General features: G+C 67.4%; 1 protein-coding gene. It reads left to right on the top strand.

Features of this window, described 5'->3' with window-relative positions; all coding sequences use genetic code 11:
• Positions 1–426, top strand: a 426-nt coding sequence (locus tag IH48_RS0132425; RefSeq protein ID WP_030913023.1) for a zinc-binding dehydrogenase, incomplete at both ends; no start/stop codon positions are given.

The raw sequence follows: 426 nt of genomic DNA, 5'->3' as shown, positions 1-426 counted from the left end.
GAGACGGACGTCGTGCACAAGCCGGCGAACGTGTCCTGGGAGCACGCCGCCACGCTCGGTATCGCGGGCGGAACTGCCTATCAGGGCCTGAAGAGGGCCAAGCTGCGATCGGGGCAGGCGGTCTTCGTCACCGGCGTGCTCGGTGCGGTCGGCCGGTCGGTGGCGCAGATCGCCATGGCCGCCGGTGCCACCGTGAGCGGCAGCTGCCGTGAGAGTGCGTGGCAGGACGCGTATGACCTCGGTGTCTCGCCGGTCGTCGGCTTCGACTTCGACTTCGATGCGCAGGAACTACGCGGACGATTCGACATCGTCTTCGACACGTCCGGCAAGCTACCGATCGCGACGTCCCGCACGTTGTTGAAGTCCGGCGGCCGGATCATCGACATCGTGCCGGCGCCCGCGAAATTCGTCCGCAGTGCTCTGAGC

Source organism: Streptomyces sp. NRRL F-5126 (assembly GCF_000721265.1).
In the GTDB taxonomy this organism is placed as follows: Bacteria; Actinomycetota; Actinomycetes; order Streptomycetales; family Streptomycetaceae; genus Streptomyces.
Note: the sequence above shows the minus strand (reverse complement) of the source record. Positions and strands in the feature narration are given on the sequence as shown.